Raw genomic sequence first — 21,980 nt, forward strand, 5'->3', positions numbered from 1 at the left:
GGCCGGCGCGATGGCCAATGCCCGGGTGCCTGTCCGCCCAACCGCACTACAATATGGATATGGCGGCGCGCGCACAAGTGCAAGGTTGTGAGATTTGTAAATGTCTGTAATCCCACACCTGGCACAGGGGAGTTGGCCGCTCTTCTCGGACTCCCATTGACCATTGCCTCAGATTCGCTACTTTCACTCCCAGCCTTTCATGGCGGGAAGTGAAAGGAGCGGCGTCGCCAGGTGGCATTCCAACGTTAGAATGAGCGGCATGATTCTCGTCTACCGCTACCGGGTCAAGTCGCTCAACGGCCTGCTCAACAGGCAGAGCCGAGCGGTGAACTTCGTCTGGAACTTCTGCAATGACACGCAGAAGCACGCGCTCAAATGGGGTAAGAAGTGGCCGAGCGGGTTCGATCTGAATGTGCTGACCACTGGCAGCAGCAAGGAACTCTGTATCCATTCCGGCACCGTCAATGCGACGTGCGAGCAGTACGCTAAATCGCGCAGCCAGCATCGCCGTACTTATCTGCGATACCGCGGCAGGAAGTGCCTGGGCTGGGTGCCCCTGAAGGGCCGCGATCTGAAACGAGAAGGCGAGGCGTTTCGCTTTGCCGGCAATACCTTTCGCGTGTTCAACAGCCGCCCGTTGCCCGAAGGCAAGATCAAGGACGGCACAAACTTTGCGCGGGATTCGCGCGGGAACTGGTTTCTCAACATTGTGATCGAGATTCCGGATGTGCCGGCACGCCCGATTCAAGCTGGCGTCGGCATCGACCTTGGCTTGAAGGACTTCGCGACGCTCTCGACCGGCGAGAAGTTTTTCAATGACCGGTTTGGCCGGCATGCTGCCGAACGACTGGCCAAGGCGCAGCGTGCGCGAAAGCACAAGCGGCATATCGCCAAGCTGCATGTCAAGGTGGCGAATTCCCGCGCCGACTTCCAGCACAAGCTTGCGCTCGACCTCGTCCGCCGCTTCGATTACATCGCAGTTGGCAACGTGTCGGCTGTGAAACTCGCCAGGACCAAGATGGCGAAAAGCGTCTACGACGCATCCTGGTCGTCCTTCCGGGACAAGCTCCGCTACAAAGCGATTGCGCACGGGGCCACCTTTGAGGAAGTGAACGAAAGCGGTTCTACCCAGTCCTGTTCGGCGTGCGGTTCGAATGACAGCACGACGCGGCCGAAAGGTATCGCAGGACTGCGAATAAGAGAGTGGACCTGTAGTCGCTGTGGTGTCGTGCATGACCGTGATACCAATGCTGCGCTGAACATTCTCCGATGCGGACGTGCATCGCCAGGTGTGGGAATCCCCTTCCTTAGGCAGGGGAAGACGTCAAACTTTGATACATTAGGTGCCAGTCCAGCAGATGGCGCCGGCCGTACGGGCCATCCCCCACAGTCAGAAAAACCAAGCGGAGTTTGTCTTGAGCGTCAGCACTGAGCAGGTCACCGAAGCCCTGCGCACCGTCATCGACCCCAACACGGGCAAGGACCTGGTGTCCACGCGCTCGGCCCGGAACATCCGGGTCGACGGCGGCGAGGTTTCGCTGGAAGTCGAACTCGGCTATCCCGCCAAGAGCCAGCTGGACCCGATCCGCAAGCTGGTGGTTGCCGCGGTGCGGCAAGTGCCGGGCGTCACCAACGTCAGCGTGGCCGTGACCATGAAGATCGTCGCTCACGCGGTGCAACGCGGCGTCAAGCTGCTGCCGGGCGTGAAGAACGTGATTGCCGTCGCCTCGGGCAAGGGCGGGGTGGGCAAGTCCACCACCGCGGTCAACCTGGCGCTGGCGCTGGCCGCCGAGGGCGCGCGCGTGGGCATGCTCGATGCCGATATCTACGGCCCCAGCCTGCCGATGATGCTCGGCATCGACGGCCGCCCCGAATCCGCCGACGGCCAGACCATGGAGCCACTGGAGGGCCATGGCGTGCAGGCCAACTCGATCGGCTTCCTGATCGAGCAGGACAACCCGATGGTGTGGCGCGGGCCGATGGTCACCTCGGCGCTGGAGCAGTTGCTGCGCCAGACCAACTGGCACGACCTCGACTACCTGATCGTCGACATGCCGCCGGGCACCGGCGATATCCAGCTGACGCTGTCGCAGAAGGTGCCGGTCACCGGCGCGGTGATCGTCACCACGCCGCAGGACATCGCGCTGCTCGACGCCAAGAAGGGCCTGAAGATGTTCGAGAAGGTGGGCATCCCCATCCTCGGCATCGTCGAGAACATGGCGGTGTACTGCTGCCCGAACTGCGGCCACGTCGAGCATATCTTCGGCCAGGGCGGCGGCGAGAAGATGTGCGCCGACTATGGCGTGGAGCTGCTGGGCAGCCTGCCGCTGAACCTGCAGATCCGCGAGCAGGCCGATTCGGGCCGTCCCACCGTGGTGGCCGAACCGGACAGCCCCGTGGCCGAGCTGTACCGCGGCATCGCGCGCAAGGTGGCGATCAAGGTCGCCGACAAGGCGCGCGACATGACCAGCAAGTTCCCGAGCATCGTCGTGCAGAACACCTGAGCGCGCGGCTTGCCGCGCCAGCAGCCATGGAAGCCGAAACCACGCCCTTGCCACAGTCGCCGCCACCCGGCGCCCGTCCCGCCGTCACCATGGCGGTGGTGATGCGCAAGGTGGCGCTGGCCAACCGCTGGCAGCCATGGAAATGGCAGCTCGACGCGGTGCTGCCGGACCTGGGCGAGTTCGGCACGCACGCGGTCTGCCTGGAACACGACGAACACGGCGCGCGCTGGCTGTATCCCGGCTTCGAGGTCGAGCTGTTCCGCGACCAGGGCGAGGGCTATTACCTGAACCTGACCTCGACCACGCCATGCTGGTTCGTGCTGTGGCGCATGCCCGAGGACGAGGACGGCGGCGGCACCGGTGAAGACGCCCACCCCGTGCCGATGACGGTCACGCTGTCGTACAACGAAGCCGGCCGCTGGCTCGACGCCGGCGAGATCGTCGAGAACGTGCCGCTGGCACCGGAGCAGCGCGACTGGCTGCAGGCCTACGTCAACGAGCATTACCGGCCCGAGCCGAAGCAGCGGCGCCGGCCCGAATCCTTCAAGGCGCCGCAGGACCGCGCGCGCTACTGACCTTGCTGTTTCGCATACGCCGATGAGCGATTCGTCCTTCCTGTCACGCTGGTCGCGCCGCAAGGCCGCGGTGCGGGAGGGCGTGGCCGTGCCGGCGGAGCCGCTGCCGCCTGCCGAGGCATCACCGTTGCCCGTGCCACCGCAGGCTGCGACCGGGGTGCCGGAGGCCGGCCCGGAAGTCCCCCTGCCGACCCTGGCCGACGTGGCGGCGCTGCGTCCCGGCGACAATATCGCCCGCTTCGTCGCGCGCGGCGTCGATGAATCGGTCAAGCGCGCCGCGCTCAAGACGCTGTTTGCCGATCCGCATTTCAATGTGATGGACGGCCTCGACACCTACATCGACGACTACGGCAAGCCCGACCCGGTCCCGCCGGGGATCCTGCGCCAGCTGCGCCAGGCCGAGTCGCTGGGGCTGTTCGAGCCGACCGACGAGGAGCGCGCTGCGGCCCAGGCGGCCGCAGCCGCCGCACAGCCGGACGCACAAGTCGCCGCACAACCGGACGCACAAGTCGCCGCACAACCGGACGATGTACCGCCGGCGGCGCCCGCAGTGGCCAGCGACCCGGCTGGCGCTACGGACATACCCGCATCCTCCGAAACGCCGCCGCCGGTGGCCAGTCAAAGCGCAAAACAGGGCCCGCAAGGCCCGCAAGGTCCGCAAGATCCGGATAAGTGCGCGTAGCCCCACCGGGCAGCGCAGCCTACAATAGGCTTCCCCACAATCCGCCGGGCCGCAGACCCTCGCAAGAAGGACGTCCGGTCCGGTCAGCACGCATTCGCCATGCCGACGCTGATCTGCAATTGCAACGACACCATGCCGCTTGACGGGGCGGCGCTGTCGGAAGCCAGCCAGGGCCCGCAGCAAGGCCAGCAACAAGACAAGCAACAAGGTCCGCTCAAGGTCCACCACCTGCTGTGCCGGCGCGAAATCGGCGCCTTCACCGCCGCACTGGACGGCACCGACGATGTCATCGTGGCCTGCACGCAGGAGCGCGCGCTGTTTACCGAAGTTGCCGCGCAGACCGCCCAGGGCCAGGATGGCCGCCCGATGGTGACCGCCCCGGTCCGCTTCGTCAATATCCGCGAGACCGGCGGCTGGTCGCAGGGCGCGCGGCGCGATCCCCGGACCGCCAATGCCAAGATCGGCGCGCTGCTGGCGGTGGCCGCGTTGCCCGAGCCGGAGCCGGTGCCCGTGGTCGACTACCGCTCCGACGGCTCGGTGCTGGTGCTGGGCCCAGGGCAGCGCGCGCTGCCCTGGGCGGAACGGCTCGCGGCCATGCAGCTCGAGGTCACGGTGCTGCTGACGGGCAGCGCGCCGGGCGAGGGCGCTGCCGCACAGCCTTTCGGACGTACCTATCCGGTACATAGTGGACGGCTGTCCGCGCTTGCCGGCTGGCTCGGCGCCTTCGAGGCCAGCTGGGAAACCGGCGCGGGACGCAGCAACCCGATCGACCTGGACCTGTGCACCCGCTGCAATGCCTGCATCGATGCCTGCCCGGAAGACGCGATCGATTTCAGCTATCAGATCGACCTGTCGCGCTGCCGCTCGCACCGCGACTGCGTGCGCGCCTGCGGCGCTGCCGCGGCCATCGACTTCGACCGGCCGCAAGGCACCATGGAAGGCCGCTTCGACCTGGTCTTCGACCTGTGCGACCAACCCGCCTTCACCATGCACCAGCCCCCGCAAGGCTACCTGCATGCCGGCGCCGACCCGGCGCGGCAGCAGGCGCTGGCGCTGACGCTGGCGGGCCTGGTAGGCGAGTTCGAGAAGCCGAAATTCTTCCGCTACAAGGACAGCCTGTGCGCGCATGGCCGCAACCAGACCACCGGCTGCACGGCTTGTATCGACATTTGCTCGACCCGGGCGATCCAGTCGCGCTGGCATGACGGCAAGGGCCGCATCGAGGTCACGCCCAACCTGTGCATGGGCTGCGGGGCGTGCACCACGGTGTGCCCCAGCGGTGCCATCAGCTACGGCTATCCCGGCCCGGAGGCGACCGGCACTCGCCTGCGTACGCTGCTGGCCGCCTACCGGCAGGCCGGCGCGCGCGACCCGGTCGTGCTGCTGCACGGCGAGGAATATGGCACGCCCGCCTTGCTGGCGCTGGGCCGCGCCGCGCGCGCGGGCCGTGCCGCCGGCGTGCCCGCCAATGTGATGCCGCTGTCGCTGTTCCACCCGGCCGCGGCCGGGCTGGAGCTGTGGCTGGCTGCGCTGTGCTGGGGTGCCAGCCGCGTGGCGGTGCTGCTCACCGGCGATGAGGCGCCGCAGTACCGCACCGCGCTGCGCGAGCAGATGGAAGTCGCCCGCGCATTGCTGGCGGGACTGGGTTATGACGCCGACGTGCTGTCCCTGGTCGAGGCGGCAAATACGCCCACGCTGGATGCCGGCCTGTCCGCGTTGCGTCCGGGCCGCAATGCGCTGCCGCCGGCGCCGTTCGGCGCCGTTGCGGCCAAGCGTGAGATGCTGGACTTCGTGTTCGACCACCTGGTGCGCCACGCGCCGGTGCCCGCCGACATCGTGCCGCTGCCGGCGGCCGCGCCGATTGGCGCGATTGCTGTCGATACCGGCAAGTGCACCTTGTGCATGGCGTGCGTCGGCGCCTGCCCGTCGCAGGCACTGCGCGACAACCCCGAGCGCCCCGTGCTGAGCCTGATCGAACGCAATTGCGTGCAGTGCGGCCTGTGCGAAAAGACCTGCCCGGAAGATGCGATTACGCTGGTGCCGCGCCTGCTGGCCGGCGAAGCCGCGCGCCGCCCGGTCACGCTCAACGAGTCCCAGCCGTTCCATTGCGTGCGCTGCGCCAAGCCGTTCGGCACGGCGCAGATGGTGGAATCGATGCTGGTCCGGCTGGCCGGCCACCCGGCATTTTCCGGCGCCGCCGCCGAGCGGCTGAAGATGTGCCCGGATTGCCGCGTGATCGACATGATGGAGCACGAGAGCGGGACCATGAGCGGGACCATGAGCGGCACTGTGAGCGGCACTGTGAGCGGCACCACGCTGCGCTGAGCCTCCATCGACACAATTCATCACGACATGACAGATTTCCAGCCGATCCAGCTCACCGCGGCACCGCACGCCGACGATGCCGAGGACACCGCCCGCGCCGACCTGTACGGCCTGCTGGCCACGCTGTTCTATCGTGCGCCCGATGCCGCGCTGCTGCACCACATCGCGGCCAACCGCGCCGTCGGCGAAGATGCCGATACGGTACTGGGCAAGGCGTGGAATGCGTTGTGCGCTGCAGCAGCCGAGACCACGGCGGCGGAGGTTGAAGAGGAATACCGGCAGCTATTCGTCGGCGTGGGCCGGCAGGATGTGTTCCTGTATGGCTCGTTCTACCTGACCGGCTTTCTCAACGAGCGTCCGCTGGTGGCGCTGCGCGAAGACCTGGCCCGCTATGGCCTGGAGCGCCACGACGGCGTCAGCGAGACCGAGGACCACATCGCCACGTTGTGCGAGGTGATGCGCTTCCTGGTGGCTGGCGAGGACCTGTCGGTGTCCAACCTCGGCGAGCAGCAGCGCTTCTACGCGCAGCACCTGCAGCCCTGGGTCGAGAAATTGTGCGATGCGGTGATCGCGCACCCGCAGGCGCGTTTCTATCGCGGCGCCGCCGGGTTGCTGGCCGCGTTCGCCAGTGTCGAGGCGCTGGCGCTGGAGATGAACTAAGGACCGCAGGTCAGGAAAAACCCTTGCATATCATGGTCTTTCCTGCAAGATGCTTCTAGAATATGCATAACAACGCATAACGGCGAAAACCATCGGGCTTTGACAGCCGAGGAGCCCCCCCACATGAGAGAGAAGCCAACCCGGGTCGCGCGCCGCTCATTTCTCGCGGGCGCTGGAGTTGTGGCTGCCGCAACGGGTGCGGCAGCGCTGACAGCGCGTGGGCCGGCACTACCGGACCAGGCCGCCGCTCTGCCGGAACCCGCCGACACCCCGTCGGACAGCAAGGGCTACCGGGTCTCAGAACACATTCGCAAGTACTACCGGACCACACTGGTGTAAGTGCCAGGGCGGCGTGGTTCGCCGCGCCGCCAGCAAACGGACGGCTCTCGTCCGCATCTGAGGTGAGACATGATCTTGACCCGCAAACGCGCGGCGCAGGGCGCATCCGCCCGCCTCGCTGACGGCCTCGCCAACCGGCACGATCCTGCCGGCGCGCAAGCCGGAACCGGACGCCTCTCACAGCGGCTCGCCGCAAGCCTGGCCGGCGCCATGCCGACCATGGACCGCCGCAGCTTCCTCAAGCGCTCGGGCATCGGCGTCGGTGCCGGCCTGGCGGCGTCGCAACTGACGCTGCTGCGCAAGGCCGATGCCGCCGACGACAAGAAGGGCGCCGCCGATGGCAAGAGCGGCATCGTCGTGCGCCGCACCGTATGCGGCCACTGCTCGGTCGGCTGCGCGGTCGACGCGGTGGTGCAGAACGGCGTGTGGATTCGCCAGGAACCGGTGTTCGATTCGCCCATCAACCTGGGCGCGCACTGCGCCAAGGGCGCTGCGCTGCGCGAGCACGGCCACGGGGAATACCGGCTGAAGTACCCGATGAAGCTGGTCAACGGCAAGTACCAGCGTATCAGTTGGGACCAGGCGCTCGACGAGATCACCGCGAAGATGAAGGAGATCCGCCAGCAGACTGGCCCGGACTCGCTGTTCTTCGTCGGCTCGTCCAAGCACAGCAACGAGCAGGCGTACCTGCTGCGCAAGTGGGTTTCGTTCTTCGGCACCAACAACACCGACCACCAGGCGCGCATCTGCCACTCCACCACGGTGGCGGGCGTCGCCAATACCTGGGGCTACGGTGCGATGACGAACTCGTACAACGATATGCAGAACTCGAAGGCAGCGCTGTATATCGGTTCGAACGCGGCCGAGGCGCATCCCGTGTCGATGCTGCACCTGCTGCACGCCAAGGAAAACGGCTGCAAGGTGATCGTGGTCGACCCGCGCTACACGCGCACCGCGGCCAAGGCGCATCACTATGTGCGCATTCGCTCGGGTACCGACATCGCCTTCCTGTTCGGCATGCTGTACCACATCTTCAAGAACGGCTGGGAAGACCAGAAGTACCTGCACGACCGCGTCTACGGCATGGACAAGGTCAAGGAAGAGGTGCTGGCCAAGTGGACGCCCGACAAGGTCGAGGAAGTGACCGGCGTGCCCGAGGCGCAGGTCTACCTGGTTGCCGAGACCATGGCCAAGAACCGCCCCAGCACGCTGGTGTGGTGCATGGGCCAGACCCAGCACACCATCGGCAACGCGATCGTGCGCGCGTCGTGCCTGGTGCAGCTGGCGCTGGGCAATATCGGCGTGGCGGGCGGCGGCGCCAACATCTTCCGCGGCCATGACAATGTGCAGGGCGCCACCGACGTCGGGCCCAACCCCGACTCGCTGCCTGGCTACTACGGCCTGGCCACCGGGGCATGGAAGCACTACGCGGCGGTGTGGGGCGTGGACTATGAATGGATCAAGAAGCAGTTCGCCTCGCAGACGATGATGGAGAAGTCCGGCACCACGGTGTCGCGCTGGATCGATATCGTCACCGAGAAGAACGAGCTGATCGACCAGGACAACAACGTGCGCGGCGTGTTCTTCTGGGGCCATGCCCCGAACTCGCAGACGCGCGGCCTGGAGATGAAGAAGGCGCTGGACAAGCTCGACCTGCTGGTGGTGATCGACCCGTATCCGTCAGCGACCGCGGCCATGGCAAACATGCCGCCGGCCGAGGGCGACAAGGTCAACCCGAACCGCGCCGTGTACCTGCTGCCGGCGGCCACGCAGTTCGAGACCTCGGGCACGTGCACGGCCTCCAACCGCTCGCTGCAATGGCGCGAGAAGGTGATCGAGCCGCTGTTCGAATCGATGCCCGACCAAACCATCATGCAGGCGTTCGCCGACAAGCTTGGCTTTGGCAAGGAGCTGTCGAAGAACATGAAGCTGATCGAGGTCAAGCGCGCCGGCCGCACCTGGATGGAGCCGGAGCCGGAATCGATCCTGCGCGAAATCAACGCCAGCAACTGGACCATCGGCTACACCGGCCAGTCGCCCGAACGGCTGAAAGCGCATATGCGCAATATGCAGATGTTCGACGTCAAGACGCTGCGCTGCAAGCAAGGGAAGGACCCCGTCACGGGCTACGACCTGACCGGCGACTACTTTGGCCTGCCGTGGCCGTGCTACGGCACGCCGGAGCTGAAGCACCCGGGTTCGCCCAACCTGTATGACACCAGCAAGCACGTGATGGACGGCGGCGGCAACTTCCGCGCCAACTTCGGCGTGGAGCGCGACGGCGTCAACCTGCTGGCCGAGGACGGTTCGTACTCGCTGGGCGCGGAGATCACCACCGGCTATCCCGAGTTCGACCACGTGCTGCTGAAGAAGCTGGGCTGGTGGGACGAGCTGACCGATGCCGAGAAGGCCAAGGCCGAGGGCAAGAACTGGAAGACCGACCTGTCTGGCGGCATCCAGCGCGTGGTGCTGAAGAACCATGGCTGCCACCCATTCGGCAATGCCAAGGCGCGGGCAGTGGTGTGGAACTTCCCGGACCCGATCCCGCAGCACCGCGAGCCGCTGTACTCCACGCGGCCCGACATGGTCGCCAAGTACCCGACCCACGACGACAAGATGGCGTTCTGGCGGCTGCCGACGCTGTACAAGTCGGTGCAGCAGCGCAATATCGAGAACAAGGTCTACGAGAAGTTCCCGATCATCCTGACCTCCGGGCGGCTGGTCGAGTACGAGGGCGGCGGCGAGGAAACCCGCTCCAACCCGTGGCTGGCCGAGCTGCAGCAGGAGAACTTTGTCGAGATCAACCCGCGCGCGGCTTCCGATCGCGGCATCCGCAATGGCGACTTCTGCTGGGTCAGGACGCCGACCGGCGCCGCGCTGAAGGTGCGTGCGCTGGTGACCGAGCGGGTCGGGCCGGATACCGCCTTCATCCCGTTCCACTTCTCGGGCTGGTGGCAGGGCAAGGACCTGAAGGACTACTACCCGGAAGGCGCGATGCCGGTGGTGCGGGGCGAAGCCGTCAACACCGCCACCACGTATGGCTATGACTCGGTGACGATGATGCAGGAGACCAAGACCACCGTTTGCCAGATCGAGCGGTTTGCATAAGCCACAGGACAGAGCAGAGGAACATCATGGCACGCATGAAATTCATCTGTGACGCCGAGCGCTGCATCGAGTGCAACAGCTGCGTCACGGCCTGCAAGAACGAGCACGAGGTGCCCTGGGGTGTGAACCGGCGCCGCGTGGTGACCGTCAACGACGGCGTGGTCGGCGCCGAGAAGTCGATCTCGGTGGCCTGCATGCATTGCTCCGACGCACCGTGCATGGCGGTGTGCCCGGTCGACTGCTTCTACCGCACCGACGACGGCGTGGTGCTGCACGACAAGGACGTCTGCATCGGCTGCGGCTACTGCTCGTATGCCTGCCCGTTCGGTGCGCCGCAGTTCCCGTCGACCGGCACCTTCGGCGTGCGCGGCAAGATGGACAAGTGCACGTTCTGCGCCGGCGGCCCGGAGAAGAATGGCAGCGAGGCCGAATTCGAGAAGTACGGACGCAACCGGCTGGCCGAAGGCAAGCTGCCCTTGTGCGCGGAGATGTGCTCGACCAAGGCGCTGCTGGGCGGCGATGGCGATGTGATTGCCGACATCCTGCGCAACCGCGTGATCAAGCGCGGTACCGGCGGCGACGTGTTCGGCTGGGGCACCGCCTATGGCGTGCCCAAGGCCGCGCCAGGGGCGCCGGCAGCGCCGGCTGGTCCCGCCGCGCCGGATGCGCCCGGGGCCCGCTCCACGCCAGCCGCACCGGCTGCACCGGCTACCCCCGCCGCAACCGGCGTTCAGGGAGGGCAGACATCATGAGCCGCGCCTGCGCCATCGTCCTGCTGACACTGTGCGGCGCGCTGCTGGCCGCGTGCGGCGAAAAGCCGCAGACCATCAACCAGTCGCACCGCAAGGCCGACGCCCAGGCGTACCAGGGCGCGCCCGACGACCCCTTCGTGGCCAAGGGCTGGACCGCGGGCGACAAGACCAGCTGGCATAACCAGATCCGCCAGCGCAACCAGTACCAGAACGAGTACAACCGCGTGCAATGAATGCGCCGCAGTGGGCAGGCGCCGCGATCCGCGCGCATGCTCCCGATGACCTGAAGGAGGGCGTATGACGCCGTCGCACAATGCATGCCGCAGCGGGCAGGGCGCCGGGTGGCGCCGCTGGCTGGCGGCCGGCGCGCTGGCACTGATGGCCGTGGCCGGAAGCGCCGCGGCCCAGGCTCCCGCACCGGGGCCGTCGACCGGCCCGGCCACCGCCTCGGGCAGCGCCGATGCCAACAACCCGGCCACGCATCCGGCCCAGCCACTGGCCGGCATCGCATCGGAAAACATCTTCAACGTGCCGCGCCGCGACATCGCCGCCGAGGCCCAGTCGCAGCAGCAACGCACCGTCACGCAGCCCGGCAACAACGCGCCGGTCTGGCGCGAGGTCAACTCCGACCAGCGTCACTACAGCAGCCTGCCCGACAAGGAAGCCGGCGTGCTGATCCAGCGCACCGGCCAGCAATGGCGCCTGTTCCGCAACGGCGTGATCACCGTCTGGGGCGGCTGGCTGCTGCTGGTGGTGCCGCTGGCCATCCTGGGCTTCTACCTGTGGCGCGGCACCATCCCGCTGCGCGAGCCGCGCACCGGCCGCATGATCGAACGCTTCACGCCGCTGGAGCGCATCGTCCACTGGACCATGGCGATCTCGTTCGTGGTGCTGGCGGTGTCGGGCATCATCATGCTGCTGGGCAAGCATTTCCTGCTGCCGCTGATGGGGCACATGCTGTTCGGCTGGCTCAGCTACATCCTGAAGAACCTGCACAACGTGGTCGGGCCCATCTTCACGCTGTCGGTGATCGTCGCCTTCGTGGTGTTCGTGCGCGATAACCTGCCGGGCCGCGACGACGTGCGCTGGGTCACCAGCCTGGGCGGACTGGCATCCGGCAAGCACGTGCCGAGCGGGCGCTTCAACGCCGGCGAGAAGATGTGGTTCTGGGTCGGCGTGTTTATCTTCGGCATCGTGCTGTCGGCCTCGGGCTGGGTGCTCGACATGATCGTGCCGGGCATGGACTACTACCGCGCGACCATGCAGATCGCCAACGTGATCCACGGCATTTCCGCCGTGCTGATGATCGCGATGGCGTGCGGCCATATCTACATGGGCACGGTCGGCATGGAAGGCGCGTACCGCGCCATGCGCGACGGCTGGGTCGACGAAGCCTGGGCCAAGGAGCATCACGAGCTTTGGTACGACGACATCCAGTCCGGCAAGATTCCCGCGCAGCGTTCGACCGGTCCCGCCAGTCCGGATGCGGCGGCCGGGCGGGCCGCGCGGCATACCCCCGGCGAAGCTTGATCACGCAGGACACCAATACTTCGGGAAGCATCGACCATGACACGCACCCTGACGCTGATCGCCCTGGCCGCCGGGGCCACTTTGAGTGCCGGCGCGCTGGCCAAGCTGCCGCCACCCAGCGAAGCCCAGCAGGCCAAGGCCGCGGAGACCAAGGCCCGCGCCGCGTGGTCGGACAAGGTCGCTGCCTTCCAGCTGTGCCGTGCGCAGGACAAGATCGCGACACGCTACTACGCCGAACGCCAGGCACAGGGCAAGGACGCGCGCGCGGCGGTGCAGACCCCGCCGTGTACCGATCCGGGACCGTTCGTTGCGCCCGTGGCGGCGTCGCCCCCAGCGGTGCCGGCGCCCGCGGTCGCAAGCACCGGTGCCGACGCCAAACCGGTTGCGCCCGGCGCAGTACAATCTCCCGCAAAGGCACCATAACCGCAGCCCCGATGCTTGCCTGGACGGCACGGGGCACCTTCCAGCAGCCCTGAGCCTTCCTGTCATGACCCTGCGTCCCGAGCTTACCCAGGCAGCCGTTCCGCTGATCGAAGAGGTCGAAGTCGTCGACGAGCAGGGCCGCGTGCGCGCGGCCTACCTGCCGGGCGAGCGCCCGCTGACGGTCTACCTGGACAAGCGCGAACTGGTCACGCTGATGACGCTGGGCGGCGCGCCCGAGCACCTCGTGCTGGGCTACCTGCGCAACCAGCGGCTGGTCGAATCGATCGAGGACATCGCCGCGGTACAGGTCGACTGGGAAACCGAATCCGCCGCCGTCACCACCCGCACCGGCGTCGACCGCATCGAGGAGCGCACCGCGCGCCGCGTGGTGACCACCGGCTGCGGGCAGGGGACGGTGTTCGGCTCGCTGCTGGACGAGGTCGACAGCATCCGCCTGCCGGTCGATACGATCCTCGACCAGGACACCCTGTACGGCATCATCGACACTATCCGGCTGCAGCAGTCGGTGTACAAGCAGGCCGGCTCGGTCCATGGCTGCGCGCTGTTCAAGGGGACCGAGCTGTTGATGTTTGTCGAGGACGTCGGCCGCCACAACGCGGTCGATGCCATTGCCGGCCGCATGTGGCTGGAAGACATGAGCGGCGCCGACAAGATCTTCTACACCACCGGCCGCCTGACCTCGGAAATGGTCATCAAGGGCGCGCAGATGGGCATCCCGTTCCTGCTGTCGCGCTCGGGCGTGACGCAGATGGGATACCAGATGGCCACACGGGTCAACCTGACCCTGTTCGCGCGCTGCACCGGCAAGCATTTTCTGCTCTACACCGGGCGCGAACGGTTCCGTCATCGGATTCCCGAGGACGCCGTAGCTTGATTGTGGCTCAAGGGCCACTTCATCGCCTGTCGACGGATGCGGCGTTGTCTCAACGGAACGCGGGCGGAATGGTTGTACAATGCGGCGCACTCCGAGCCAGTGTGTCTACCTCCCAACCTCTATGAGCATCAAATCCGACAAATGGATCCGCCGCATGGCGGAGCAGCACGGCATGATCGAGCCGTTCGAGCCAGGCCAGGTCCGGGAGGCCGACGGGCGCAAGATCGTGTCGTACGGTACCTCGAGCTACGGCTACGACATCCGCTGCGCCGATGAATTCAAGATATTCACCAATATCAACAGCACCATCGTCGACCCGAAGAACTTCGACGAGAAGTCCTTCGTGGACTTCAAGGGTGATGTCTGCATCATTCCGCCGAATTCCTTCGCGCTGGCGCGGACGATGGAATATTTCCGCATCCCGCGCAGCGTGCTGACCATCTGCCTGGGCAAGAGCACCTACGCGCGCTGCGGCATTATCGTCAATGTGACCCCGTTCGAGCCGGAATGGGAAGGCTATGTGACGCTGGAGTTCTCCAACACCACGCCGCTGCCCGCCAAGATCTACGCCGGCGAAGGCTGCGCCCAGGTGCTGTTCTTCGAGAGCGACGAAGTCTGCGAAACCTCGTACGCCGACCGGGGCGGCAAGTACCAGGGCCAGCATGGTGTCACACTGCCGAAGACCTGATCGCATTACAATGCCGGCGTTTGCCGGAACGGCCGCTCCGCGATAGCCGCGCGGGGTGCCAAGACCTGACGTGAGAGCCACATGTCGCCGTCGCAGGGGAACCCCTGCCGGCCATGTGGCTCAAGTCCTTTATGTCCTGCTTTCCATCAAGGATGCCCGATGAAATTCCGCTTCCCCGTCATCATCATTGACGAAGACTTCCGCTCCGAGAACATCTCCGGCTCGGGCATCCGCGCGCTGGCCGAGGCGATCGAGAAAGAGGGCATGGAGGTCATGGGGCTGACCAGCTACGGCGACCTGACGTCGTTCGCGCAGCAGTCCAGCCGCGCCTCGACCTTTATCGTGTCGATCGACGACGATGAGTTCGTGAGCAGCGACGATCAGCCGGAAGCTGCCGCGATCGAAAAGCTGCGCGCCTTCGTTGCCGAAGTGCGCCGCCGCAACTCGGACCTGCCGATCTTCCTGTACGGCGAAACCCGCACCTCGCGCCATATCCCCAACGATATCCTGCGCGAGCTGCACGGCTTCATCCACATGTTCGAGGACACCCCCGAGTTCGTGGCGCGCCACATCATCCGCGAAGCCAAGGTGTACCTCGATACGCTGGCGCCGCCGTTCTTCAAGGCGCTGATCGACTACGCGCAGGACAGCTCGTATTCGTGGCACTGCCCCGGCCACTCGGGCGGCGTGGCGTTCCTGAAAAGCCCGGTGGGCCAGGTGTTCCACCAGTTCTTCGGCGAGAACATGCTGCGCGCCGACGTCTGCAATGCGGTGGACGAACTCGGCCAGCTGCTCGACCACACCGGTCCGGTGGCCGCGTCCGAGCGCAATGCCGCGCGTATCTTCAACTCGGACCACATGTTCTTCGTCACCAACGGCACCTCGACGTCGAACAAGATGGTGTGGCACGCCAACGTGGCGCCGGGCGACATCGTGGTGGTGGACCGCAACTGCCACAAGTCGATCCTGCACGCGATCATGATGACGGGCGCGATCCCCGTGTTCCTGATGCCGACGCGCAACCACTACGGCATCATCGGCCCGATCCCGAAAAGCGAGTTCGATCCGGAAACGATCCGGCGCAAGATCGCCGCGCACCCCTTCGCCAGCAAGGCCAAGAACCAGAAGCCGCGCATCCTGACGATCACGCAGGGCACCTACGACGGCGTGCTGTACAACGCCGAGCAGATCAAGGATATGCTGGCGGCCGAGATCGACACGCTGCATTTCGACGAAGCCTGGCTGCCGCACGCGGCGTTCCACGACTTCTATCACAACATGCACGCGATCGGTCGCGATCGCCCGCGCAGCAAGGACGCCCTGGTGTTCGCCACGCAGTCCACGCACAAGCTGCTGGCGGGCCTGTCGCAGGCTTCGCAGATCCTCGTGCAAGACTCCGAGACGCGCAAGCTGGACCGCTACCGCTTCAACGAGGCGTACCTGATGCACACCTCGACCAGCCCGCAGTACTCGATCATCGCCTCGTGCGACGTGGCGGCGGCGATGATGGAAGCACCGGGCGGCACCGCGCTGGTGGAAGAGAGCATCCAGGAGGCGATGGACTTCCGCCGCGCCATGCGCAAGGTCGAGGGCGACTACGATGCCGGCAACAACGGCGACTGGTGGTTCAAGGTGTGGGGCCCGGAGGCCCTGATCGAAGACGGCATCGGCGACCGCGAAGAGTGGATGCTCAAGGCCAACGAGCGCTGGCACGGCTTCGGCGACCTGGCCGATGGCTTCAACCTGCTCGACCCGATCAAGGCCACCATCATCACCCCGGGCCTGGACGTTGATGGCGAGTTCAGCGAGCGCGGCATCCCGGCGGCCATCGTCACCAAGTACCTGGCCGAGCACGGCATCATCATCGAGAAGACGGGCCTGTACTCGTTCTTCATCATGTTCACCATCGGCATCACCAAGGGCCGCTGGAACTCGCTGGTGACCGAGCTGCAGCAGTTCAAGGACGACTACGACCAGAACCAGCCGCTGTGGCGCGTGCTGCCGGAGTTCGTCGGCAAGTATCCGCAGTACGAGCGCATGGGCCTGCGTGACCTGTGCGATGCGATCCACAGCGTGTACAAGGCCAACGACGTGGCGCGCGTGACCACCGAGATGTACCTGTCGGACATGGAACCGGCGATGAAGCCGTCGGATGCGTGGGCCATGATGGCGCACCGCGAGATCGAGCGCGTGCCGGTCGATGACCTCGAAGGCCGCGTCACCGCGATCCTGCTGACGCCGTACCCGCCGGGCATCCCGCTGCTGATCCCGGGCGAGCGCTTCAACCGCACCATCGTGCAGTACCTGAAGTTCGCACGCGAGTTCAACAAGCTGTTCCCGGGGTTCGAAACCGATATCCACGGTCTGGTGGAGGACGAGGTGGACGGCAAGAAGGCTTACTTCGTCGACTGCGTGAAGCAGGTGGCCTGAAGCAAGCGAGTCCGGCACAGGAATGAGCCCCGCGCATGCGGGGCGTTTTCTTTCTAGCTGAACGGATTCAGCAACTCCACCCCCGTCCCGCTGAAATCCCCCACATTCCGCGTGACGATCGTCAGGTCATGGATCAGCGCCGTCGCGGCAATGAACTTGTCCAGCGCATGCTCCGGGCGCGGCACGCGTAGCCGCCCCCATATCTGGGCGACATCGGCATCGACCGGCAACACATGCCGGCCGAAATCCTGCAGCACGGCCGTCAGCCATTGCTCCAGCGCCTCGGCCTGCGCCGTGTCGCCGCGATGGCGGATCAGCGCAATGCCGCGCCGCAACTCCCCCACGGTCAGCGCGGACAGGTAGAGCGTCGAACCATCGCGCGCCGCCTGCCGGAAGAACGCGCGCACGCCGGGATTGGCGCGTTCGCGCTTGCGTGCCTCGCTGACGACATTGGTATCAATCAAATACACGCGGCGCCTCGCCAGAATCCTGAGCGCGTTGGAAATCGGCATCCTCGCCGACGTCCGGTATGCTGGCCAGCACATCGGCAAAGCTGCGCCGGCGCGTGCCGCCCAGTGCCAGCGCCAGGATGGCCCGGTGCTCGGCCTCGGCGCTGCGGCCATTGGCGGCGGCCTGCTCGCGCAGGCGCTGGACCAGGGATTCATCGATGCCACGAACGATCAGGGTTGCCATCTTGCGCTCCTTATCACGGGATGCGCTGATGCTAGCATTGATAGCGTCGTGCCGCTCGATAAGGAACGATTGAAGGCGTCGCCGGCTGGCGGCGGGGTGCGGCAAGGCAATGGTGTCCATGGGCACGGCTCCCTTGCAGGTGGGTGGAGGTGAGAGCAGTCTGCGCCGTGCCGGCATGCTGGTCGATAAGCCGATTCGCAATGCGCGAAAGAAAAAAGCCCCGCAGCGCTTGCGGGGCTTTTGGGCCTTGCGGATCCGAACGATGCCGGCTCTAGTTCTTCTTTTTCTCGAACTCGAACTGGGGCGCCGACGGCTCGCTCTCCGTAGCTGGCTGGGCCGGCAACTCCAGACCTTCGCCGCCGCCCGCTTGCCCGGCCGGGGCCGGCACCGACAGGCTCGGCGCCGATGGCCTGGGGCTGGCGCTGTCCAGGTCGATGGAAAGGTCACGCGTCACGCTGCGGTCCTGGGCCTTGTGGCCGCCGGTGGTGACCAGGCCCGGGAAGACGATGATCAACGCCACCATGATCAACTGGATGACCACGAACGGCACCGCGCCCCAGTAGATATCGGCGGTCTTTACCTCGCGCGGCGCCACCGACCGCAGGTAGAACAGCGAAAAGCCGAACGGCGGGTGCATGAACGAAGTCTGCATGTTCACCGCCAGCAGCACGCCGAACCAGATCAGGTCGATGCCAAGCTTGTCCGCCACAGGGCCAACCAGGGGCACGAGGATAAAAGCCAGTTCGAAGAAGTCGAGGAAGAACGCCAGCAGGAAGAACAGTACGTTCACCGCAACCAGGAAGCCGGCCTGGCCGCCGGGCAAGGCGGTCAGCAGGTGCTCCACCCAGACATGGCCGTCCACGCCGTAGAAGGTCAGCGAGAACACCCGCGCACCGATCAGGATAAAGATCACGAAGGCCGACAGTTTCAGCGTCGCCTCCATTGCCTGTCGTGTCAGCCCGAGGTCCAGGCGGCGCTTGAGCAGGGCGAGGATCAGCGCACCCAGTGCGCCCATGCCGCCGCCTTCGGTCGGCGTAGCGACGCCGATGAAGATCGTGCCGAGCACCAGGAAGATCAGCGCCAGCGGCGGAATCAGCACGAAGGTGACCTTTTCCGCCATCTGTGACAGCAGGTTCAGCTTGAGCGCCTTGTTGATGACCGCGAGCACGAAGGCGAACAGGATCGCAGCGCCCACCGAGATCACCAGGCGCTCGTCCAGCGGTGCCTCGGGCTTGTACAGCATGTCAACGGCCACGCCCACCGCGACGGACAGTGCGGTCAGCACCAGTACCGAAGCCGCGCCGCTCTTGCCGCTGGGCTCGCGGAAGGTGCGGGCCTCGATCGGCAGCGCGGGCACTGCGGCCGGCTTGATCAGCGAGATCAGCAGCACATAGCCCATGTACAGGCCGGTCAGCACCAGTCCCGGTACGAAGGCGCCCTTGTACATGTCGCCGACCGAGCGGCCCAGCTGGTCGGCCAGCACGATCAGCACCAGCGACGGCGGGATGATCTGCGCCAGCGTGCCCGACGCGGCGATCACGCCCGAGGCCAGCCGCTTGTCGTATTTGTACTTGAGCATCAGCGGCAGCGAGATCAGGCCCATCGAGATCACCGAAGCAGCCACCACGCCGGTGGTTGCCGCCAGCAGCGCACCGACGAAGATCACCGCATAGGCGAGACCGCCGCGGATCGGGCCGAACAGCTGGCCGATGGTGTCGAGCAGGTCCTCGGCCATGCCTGAGCGTTCCAGGATCAGGCCCATGAAGGTGAAGAACGGGATCGCCAGCAGCGTATCGTTCTCGATGATGCCGAACAGTCGACTGGGCAGCGCCTGCAGCAGTTCGGGAGGCAGCATGCCCAGCTCGATGCCGATGAAGGCGAAGAGCAGGCCATTGGCGGCAAGCGCGAACGCGATCGGGAAGCCCGACAGCAGGAATACGACCAGGGAGGCGAACATGATCGGGGCCATGTTCGCGATCAGGAATTGCGTCATCGTGCGCGCCTCTTATTGTTTTTCAGACGGGCCGGTCTGGTTGGCTTGCGCGATTGCGGCGATCTCCAGCGCCGGATCGACCGCGTGCTTGCGGAAGGCGGAGAACGGCAGTTCGCCCTTCAGGTAGGCAAAGCGCTTGATCAGCTCGGACAGACCCTGCAGGATCAGCAGGAAAAAGCCCGCTACGATGAGGAACTTGGCGGGCCAGCGGATCAGCCCGCCGGCGTTGCCGGACATCTCATGCCCGGCATACGACAGCCAGAAGTAAGGGATCGACAGCCACAGGATGATCAGTGAGATCGGCAGCAGGAACAGCAGGAAGCCGAAAATGTCGATCCAGACCTGAGTGCGTTCGGAGAAGCGACCGGCGATGACGTCGATGCGCACATGCTCGTCGCGCATCAGCGTGTAAGGGGCACCCAGCAGGAACACCCCCGCGAACATGTACCACTGCAGTTCAAGCCATGCATTGGAGCTGACGCTGAAGGTGTAGCGAATGATGGCGTTGCCTGCACAGACCAGTACGGCAAGCAGGATCAGCCATTTCGCCCAATGCCCGAAGAATTCGTTCACGGCGTCGATAAGCCGCGAGATCCTCATAAGGAAAGACATGTGATCGTCCTAGGGATTTTTGGGATACAGGGGTGGCGCGATAGTCTACGGCGCTACCCGCCCTACATCTTTAGGGTGAATCCCCAGTGGATCACATTTTTCGATGTTTTTGCACCAATAATGTGCAAAAATGGGCCGAATTCGCTCTTTGCGGCACTTATCGAACGTCGCCTGTTTTCCGCGGCTTTGCGCAATAAACAACAGAAGTCGGTGCGTTGGTGCACGCAAACGAAAAACGGGAGCCTGTGCTCCCGTCTCGGCTTGCCGGTGTCCCCGCCGAAGTGGGGTCTGTGGGGTCAGCCGTTCAGCGCCGTACGTGCGTCGGCAATGGCAGCGCGCACTTGGTCCGGCGCGGTGCCGCCGACATGGTTGCGCGCGGCGACCGAGCCCTCGAGCGTCAGCACGGCATGCACATCGTCGCCGATCAGCGCGGCCTTGTCGCCCAGGCCCGACACGTCGCGCAGCTCGGCCACGGTCAGGTCGGCCAGGTCGCACTGGCGGCTGTCGCAGGCACGCACGGCGTGGGCCACGGCTTCGTGGGCGTCGCGGAAGGGCAGGCCCTTCTTGACCAGGTAGTCGGCCAGGTCGGTGGCGGTGGCGTAGCCCTGCAGCGCGGCGGCGCGCATCGCTTCCGGCTTGACGGTGATGCCCGGCACCATGTCGGCGAAGATGCGCAGCGTGTCCACCACGGTGTCGACCGTGTCGAACAGCGGCTCCTTGTCTTCCTGGTTGTCCTTGTTGTAAGCCAGCGGCTGGCCCTTCATCAGCGTCAGCAGGCCGATCAGGTGGCCATTGACGCGGCCGGTCTTGCCGCGCGCCAGCTCGGGCACGTCGGGGTTCTTCTTCTGCGGCATGATCGAGCTGCCGGTGCAGAAGCGGTCGGCGATGTCGATAAAGCCCACGCGCGGGCTCATCCACAGCACCAGTTCTTCCGAGAAGCGCGACACGTGCGTCATCACCAGCGCGGCGGCGGCGCAGAATTCGATGGCGAAGTCGCGGTCCGACACGGCGTCCAGCGAATTGCGGCAGACGCCGTCAAAGCCCAGCTGCTGCGCCACGAACTCGCGGTCGATCGGGTAGCTGGTGCCGGCCAGCGCGGCGGCGCCCAGCGGCAGGCGGTTGACGCGCTTGCGGCAGTCGGCCATGCGCTCGGCATCGCGGGTGAACATTTCCACGTAGGCCAGCAGGTGGTGGCCGAAGGTGACCGGCTGCGCCACCTGCAGGTGGGTGAAGCCCGGCAGGATGGTGTCGGCGTTCTTGTCTGCCAGGTCCAGCAGCGACACGCGCAGCGCGCCGAGCAGCGCGATGATGTTGTCGATCTCGCTGCGCAGCCACAGGCGGATGTCGGTCGCGACCTGGTCATTGCGCGAGCGGCCGGTGTGCAGGCGCTTGCCGGCATCGCCGACCAGCGCGGTCAGGCGCGCCTCGATATTCAGGTGGACGTCTTCCAGGTCCAGCTTCCATTCGAAGCTGCCGGCCTCGATCTCGCCCTTGATCTGGGCCATGCCGCGCTCGATCTCGGCGCGGTCGGCCTCGGCGATGATGCCCTGCTTGGCCAGCATGGCCGCGTGGGCCAGCGAACCCTGGATGTCGAACAGGGCCAGGCGCTTGTCGAAGAACACCGAGGCGGTGTAGCGCTTCACCAGGTCGGACATCGGTTCGGAGAAGCGGGCGGACCAGGCTTCGCCTTTCTTGGCAAGTTGGGAGGTGGACATGGACGTCGGCTGCATTTGGCTCGCGGCTGGCGGGCGCCGGGGCGCGAGGCAGTTGG

At 65.9% G+C, this 21,980-nt stretch carries 20 protein-coding genes; 15 read left to right on the plus strand and 5 right to left on the minus strand.

Going from position 1 to position 21,980, the window contains the following annotated elements:
• The first annotated feature begins 259 nt into the window (after nt 1-259).
• The 15 genes from IPF36_RS02645 (at nt 260) to IPF36_RS02715 (ending at nt 16,911) form a co-directional block, all read left to right on the plus strand.
• Nucleotides 260-1,432 carry a transposase gene (locus IPF36_RS02645; RefSeq protein ID WP_255519660.1) on the plus strand — a complete coding sequence of 391 codons (1,173 nt, stop codon included), beginning with the start codon at nt 260-262 and terminating at the stop codon, nt 1,430-1,432.
• A complete protein-coding gene (gene apbC, locus IPF36_RS02650) occupies nt 1,416-2,504 on the plus strand; it encodes an iron-sulfur cluster carrier protein ApbC (RefSeq protein WP_195427246.1) in 1,089 nt (362 codons plus the stop codon). Before IPF36_RS02645 ends, apbC begins: the two co-directional genes overlap by 17 nt.
• A 26-nt stretch (nt 2,505-2,530) precedes the next feature.
• Nucleotides 2,531-3,079, plus strand: a complete 549-nt coding sequence (locus IPF36_RS02655) for a DUF3305 domain-containing protein (protein ID WP_195427247.1) — start codon at nt 2,531-2,533, stop codon at nt 3,077-3,079.
• 22 nt (nt 3,080-3,101) lie between these two features.
• The gene (locus IPF36_RS02660; RefSeq protein ID WP_195427248.1) at nt 3,102-3,761 is read left to right on the plus strand and encodes a DUF3306 domain-containing protein; all 660 of its coding nucleotides are present in this window, start codon (nt 3,102-3,104) and stop codon (nt 3,759-3,761) included.
• Nucleotides 3,762-3,860: 99 nt separating this feature from the next.
• Entirely contained in the window at nt 3,861-6,086 is a 2,226-nt protein-coding gene (locus IPF36_RS02665; RefSeq protein ID WP_195427249.1) for a 4Fe-4S binding protein, read from the plus strand.
• Nucleotides 6,087-6,113: 27 nt separating this feature from the next.
• Nucleotides 6,114-6,746: a molecular chaperone gene (locus IPF36_RS02670; protein ID WP_135705793.1), complete on the plus strand. Its 633-nt coding sequence runs from the start codon at nt 6,114-6,116 to the stop codon at nt 6,744-6,746.
• A 123-nt stretch (nt 6,747-6,869) separates the two neighbouring features.
• On the plus strand, nt 6,870-7,085 hold the full coding sequence (locus IPF36_RS02675; RefSeq protein WP_063240102.1) for a formate dehydrogenase: 216 nt from the start codon (nt 6,870-6,872) through the stop codon (nt 7,083-7,085).
• 69 nt (nt 7,086-7,154) lie between these two features.
• The gene (locus tag IPF36_RS02680; RefSeq protein ID WP_195427250.1) at nt 7,155-10,193 is read left to right on the plus strand and encodes a molybdopterin-dependent oxidoreductase; all 3,039 of its coding nucleotides are present in this window, start codon (nt 7,155-7,157) and stop codon (nt 10,191-10,193) included.
• Between the two features lie 26 nt (nt 10,194-10,219).
• Nucleotides 10,220-10,945: a formate dehydrogenase FDH3 subunit beta gene (fdh3B, locus tag IPF36_RS02685; protein WP_133092492.1), complete on the plus strand. Its 726-nt coding sequence runs from the start codon at nt 10,220-10,222 to the stop codon at nt 10,943-10,945.
• Nucleotides 10,942-11,178: a hypothetical protein gene (locus IPF36_RS02690; RefSeq protein WP_133092491.1), complete on the plus strand. Its 237-nt coding sequence runs from the start codon at nt 10,942-10,944 to the stop codon at nt 11,176-11,178. The genes fdh3B and IPF36_RS02690 overlap by 4 nt, the downstream gene beginning before the upstream one ends.
• A 64-nt stretch (nt 11,179-11,242) precedes the next feature.
• Complete coding sequence (locus IPF36_RS02695; protein WP_135705789.1) at nt 11,243-12,475, plus strand: formate dehydrogenase subunit gamma; 1,233 nt, start codon at nt 11,243-11,245, stop codon at nt 12,473-12,475.
• Between the two features lie 36 nt (nt 12,476-12,511).
• Nucleotides 12,512-12,898: a hypothetical protein gene (locus IPF36_RS02700; RefSeq protein WP_195427251.1), complete on the plus strand. Its 387-nt coding sequence runs from the start codon at nt 12,512-12,514 to the stop codon at nt 12,896-12,898.
• A gap of 64 nt (nt 12,899-12,962) precedes the next feature.
• On the plus strand, nt 12,963-13,793 hold the full coding sequence (locus IPF36_RS02705) for a formate dehydrogenase accessory sulfurtransferase FdhD (protein WP_195427252.1): 831 nt from the start codon (nt 12,963-12,965) through the stop codon (nt 13,791-13,793).
• 121 nt (nt 13,794-13,914) lie between these two features.
• On the plus strand, nt 13,915-14,481 hold the full coding sequence (dcd, locus tag IPF36_RS02710; RefSeq protein WP_029046089.1) for a dCTP deaminase: 567 nt from the start codon (nt 13,915-13,917) through the stop codon (nt 14,479-14,481).
• 159 nt (nt 14,482-14,640) lie between these two features.
• Complete coding sequence (locus IPF36_RS02715; RefSeq protein ID WP_195427253.1) at nt 14,641-16,911, plus strand: arginine/lysine/ornithine decarboxylase; 2,271 nt, start codon at nt 14,641-14,643, stop codon at nt 16,909-16,911.
• 53 nt (nt 16,912-16,964) lie between these two features.
• Here IPF36_RS02715 and IPF36_RS02720 read toward each other — a convergent pair whose 3' ends face one another.
• The 5 genes from IPF36_RS02720 to argH form a co-directional block, all read right to left on the minus strand.
• The gene (locus IPF36_RS02720) at nt 16,965-17,381 is read right to left on the minus strand and encodes a type II toxin-antitoxin system VapC family toxin (protein WP_195427254.1); all 417 of its coding nucleotides are present in this window, start codon (nt 17,379-17,381) and stop codon (nt 16,965-16,967) included.
• The gene (locus tag IPF36_RS02725) at nt 17,368-17,604 is read right to left on the minus strand and encodes a DNA-binding protein (RefSeq protein ID WP_195427353.1); all 237 of its coding nucleotides are present in this window, start codon (nt 17,602-17,604) and stop codon (nt 17,368-17,370) included. The genes IPF36_RS02720 and IPF36_RS02725 overlap by 14 nt, the downstream gene beginning before the upstream one ends.
• Before the next feature lie 271 nt (nt 17,605-17,875).
• Nucleotides 17,876-19,597 carry a TRAP transporter large permease subunit gene (locus IPF36_RS02730; RefSeq protein WP_195427255.1) on the minus strand — a complete coding sequence of 574 codons (1,722 nt, stop codon included), beginning with the start codon at nt 19,595-19,597 and terminating at the stop codon, nt 17,876-17,878.
• Nucleotides 19,598-19,609: 12 nt separating this feature from the next.
• Complete coding sequence (locus tag IPF36_RS02735; RefSeq protein WP_133092484.1) at nt 19,610-20,209, minus strand: TRAP transporter small permease subunit; 600 nt, start codon at nt 20,207-20,209, stop codon at nt 19,610-19,612.
• Between the two features lie 296 nt (nt 20,210-20,505).
• A complete protein-coding gene (gene argH / locus IPF36_RS02740; RefSeq protein ID WP_195427256.1) occupies nt 20,506-21,924 on the minus strand; it encodes an argininosuccinate lyase in 1,419 nt (472 codons plus the stop codon).
• Nucleotides 21,925-21,980 lie beyond the last annotated feature (56 nt).

This window comes from Cupriavidus sp. IK-TO18 (assembly GCF_015549295.1).
Taxonomy (GTDB): Bacteria; Pseudomonadota; Gammaproteobacteria; order Burkholderiales; family Burkholderiaceae; genus Cupriavidus; species Cupriavidus oxalaticus_A.